This window comes from Peribacillus sp. P4_D6 (assembly GCF_056401795.1).
In genome coordinates, this window is the sequence record NZ_JBFUIQ010000227.1 from 1 (window position 1) to 3,698 (window position 3,698).

General features: G+C 38.1%; 3 protein-coding genes and 1 pseudogene. All 4 read left to right on the plus strand.

The features are described from left to right. Positions 1 to 302 (plus strand): YqcI/YcgG family protein (locus AC1DVB_RS25830; protein WP_477591637.1); only part of this gene is annotated, 302 nt, incomplete at its 5' end. A gap of 172 nt (positions 303 to 474) precedes the next feature. Beyond that, positions 475 to 1,101, plus strand: a complete 627-nt coding sequence (locus AC1DVB_RS25835; RefSeq protein WP_477591639.1) for an FMN-dependent NADH-azoreductase — start codon at positions 475 to 477, stop codon at positions 1,099 to 1,101. Positions 1,102 to 1,218: 117 nt separating this feature from the next. Beyond that, positions 1,219 to 3,015, plus strand: coding sequence for an oligoendopeptidase F (pepF, locus tag AC1DVB_RS25840; RefSeq protein WP_057277923.1), 1,797 nt, complete (start codon positions 1,219 to 1,221; stop codon positions 3,013 to 3,015). Positions 3,016 to 3,247: 232 nt separating this feature from the next. Beyond that, positions 3,248 to 3,698: pseudogene (locus AC1DVB_RS25845) on the plus strand (DNA helicase); the annotation flags it as partial.

Consider the following 3,698-nt stretch of genomic DNA (forward strand, 5'->3'; position numbering starts at 1 on the left):
TCTTTGTCTTTGGTAATGCACCTGCTTATAAACAGCGTAAAACTCGCGATTTAGGAAATAGCCTCGTCCTTGGTTTCCAGCCCCGGATGATCTTTGAAGGATTGGAAGGAACGGAAAAAGGCGGAATCATGTCACGGGAAAAGGTCCGGGAACGGGTGGAGAAATGGGATAATCTCCCGAAGCATCCTGATATCAGTCACTTTGGCGATGTAAATCATAATGAATGGAAACAATTTTTCATAGGGGATGATATAGAACCGATAAAAGGTAAGTGTCCCTTCCATCATAAACAATTAACGTAACCGTGAGCAAATTGCTCTCGGTTTTTTTGCGTTTGAAAATAAAAAACATAATCCTTGCCTTATTGGATTTTCAGTTTTATAATGTGAAAGTATCAATTGCAGTTAATTCGAGATATATGGATTAAATGCTATTTTTATTAAATATACAAAATTAACAATTGGGGGAACGAAAATGTCTAAAGTATTGTTTGTTAAATCAAATGACCGCCCAGCGGATCAAGCTATCAGTGTCAAAATGTATGAAACGTTTTTGAACGCATATAAGGAAGCAAATAGTGGCGATGAAATAACTGAATTGGATTTATTTGAATTGAATTTGCCTTATTACGGAAATACTGMAATCACTGCCTTATATAAACGCAACCAAGGCATGGAATTGACTGAAGAAGAAGTGGAAATTGCTGATATCGTGCAACAATACTTGAATCAATTCCTTGCTGCCGATAAAGTAGTATTTGCCTTCCCGCTATGGAACGCAACGGTTCCGGCACCATTGGTAACTTATATTTCTTATCTTGCCCAAGCGGGAACAACATTCAAATATACAGCTGAAGGCCCAGTTGGCTTAGCTGGAGATAAAAAAGTAGCCTTACTTAATGCACGCGGATCCGATTATGCATTGCCTGGAATGGAAGCTGGCGAAATGGCTGAGAAATACGTAACGATGAATCTAAACTTATGGGGCATTAAAAACCCAGAAACTGTCGTAATCGAGGGACATAATCAATACCCAGATCGCTCACAGGATATCGTTGCAGAAGGATTGGCGRAAGTTGCTGAAACTGCAGCAAAATTTTAATTTTTTAAAAGGAAAACCAGTATGTATTTTTAGCATACTGGTTTTTCTATGCAGATTTTTCTGAAAGTCGATTATAATAAAGGGTAAGCTATAAGCATGAAAGGAAGTGCAGAGGATATGCAAACGTTTAAATCACGTGACGAATTAAAGATAGAAGAAACTTGGAATTTAAAGGATATTTACGAAGATCAGGCTAATTGGGAAAAAGATTATCAAGAAGTCCTGAAGATGACAGAAAAATTAAAAACTTACGATGGGCATATTCAGTCAGCTCAAGATTTATTCGAGTATTTACGGTTAAGTGAGGAAGTTGGCTACATTTATAACAAGCTATATGTATTTGCCATGCTTCAAGCCGATTTGGATACACGGGTCACCTCATCACAAGCATTGCTGGATCGAGCTGGTAAGTTAGGGCAGAAAATAAGTAATGCTTCTGCATTCTTCATGCCGTTTCTTCTAAGCCTGGAAGAACAAACATTAAAAGGGTACATAAAAGAAGTCGAGGGTTTGAAATATTTTGAAGAGGATTTATTGGATTCCTTCCGCTATAAAGCCCATGTATTAACGAAAGAACAAGAAGAGGTGCTTTCTCAAATAGGCGAAGCCTTTTCAGCTCCACAAAAAACGTTCGGAATGATCAACAATGCGGATATAAAATTTGGGGAAGTTACGAATGAAGACGGCGAAAGGGTAGAGCTGACGCGAGGAATGTATTCCAAATTGATTGAAGATGATGATCGGGATAAAAGAAAAGAGGCTTATTTCGCATATTATCAGCCATATGTACAATTGAAGAATACAATCGCTTCCACACTTGCAACGGCAATCAAAAATAATGTGAATCTTTCAAAGCTGAGAAATTATCCATCTGCCTTGGAAAAATCCTTATTTGGAGATCAAGTTCCAAAAGAGGTTTATGATAATTTGATTATGTCTACTAAGCAAAATATCGGACCCATGCATAAATACATTCATTTAAGAAAAAAATTGCTGGGTGTAGAAGAATTACGTGCTTATGATTTAAGTGTACCATTAGTCGAAGGGGCTAAAGAGGAGATTTCTTACGATGATGGTTTTGCTTTGATGGTGGAGGCACTAAAGCCACTTGGCGAAGAGTATATCACAATCCTTAAAACCTTTAAGGAAAACAGGTATATCGACGTCAGGGAAACACCTGGAAAACGTTCAGGTGCTTACAATTTAGGACTTTATGGTGTTCACCCTTTCATCCTATTAAATCATCGTGATGATTTAGACAGTGTATTTACACTTGCACATGAATCTGGACATGGCATGCATTCATACTATAGCTCAAAATACCAACCGCAAATAAGTGCTGGGTATTCCATTTTTGTCGCTGAGGTTGCTTCCACTGTGAATGAAATCCTTTTGATTCGCCATTTAATTAAGACAACAAAAGACGTACAAAAGAAAAAACATTTACTTAACCATTTCATAGATAGTTTTAAAGGGACATTCTTCACACAAGTGATGTTTGCGGAGTTCGAAAAGATTGTACATGAAAAAGCTGAAAATGAAGAACCTCTAAATGCCGAGGTTTTTAATACAGCCTATGAAACGATATTTCGTGCATATAATGGAGATGAAATAAGTTTCGATGAAGAAGTGAAGTATGGCTGGTCACGCATCCCACACTTTTATCGTCCGTTTTATGTCTACAAATATGCTACTGGTTACGTTTCAGCCATTACGATCGCTGATAAGATCCTTTCTGGGGACAAAAAAACACTTGAAAGTTATTTGTCTTTCTTGAAAAGCGGGAGTTCTGATTTCCCATTGGAGCTGCTTAAGAAAACAGGAGTGGATTTAACGAAACCTGAGCCGATCGAAAATGCAATGAAGATTTTCAGTGATCTCGTCGACCAATTTAGTGAGTTGACAGAAGGCTAATCTAAACCATTTCTTCCAAAAGAGCCCATGGTATGATGTTATAAAAAATGCTATAGTTAAAACATTGGCGTATGAAAGGCCCAATCAATAGATTGGGCCTTATTTTATATGCAAAAGAAACAGGTAATTCGCGAAAAAAGTCATGATGACAGCGTTATTTTCAACATCGGAGCCTAGCCAATGGGCCAGTTTCTTCGTACTACAATGGCATATTTTGTGAGGAAAGTGAAAAATGAATTCGACAGTTAATTATATAAAAGAATGGCAGCAGGCACTTCAACTTGAAATCCTGCATTTGAAAAAATATGGCAGCACAAAATACTTGGTTTCGAACGGCCATCTGCTTTCAAGCGACGGTTCCTTCAACTATTATTTTGAAACAGGTTCATCGGTAAAAATCCCTGTCGGTTCCCTCGTTCGACTTGAATGGGGAGGGATTAAACAGGATGGAAGGATCCTCTCATCGGAGGGGAAAAGTATAATCATTGTTTTTGATCGCTCGTTAGGCGATATCATCAGTGAAGCCTTTTTATACCATGATCCCTGGGAATTGCTGGAGCAATTGATCATCCGCTTGGATGAAATCAAGAGGAGTAAAAGGAAAAGACTTCGAATCAAGCGCCTGATGGATCCGTCCATGCCGCAAAAACATCCTTTAACTGAAAAACAAAGCAGTGTGAAAG

Excerpts from the sequence above, each read along its gene's own strand:
- pepF (WP_057277923.1), top strand. The coding sequence starts at position 1,219 with ATGCAAACGTTTAAATCACGTGACGAATTAAAGATAGAAGAAACTTGG.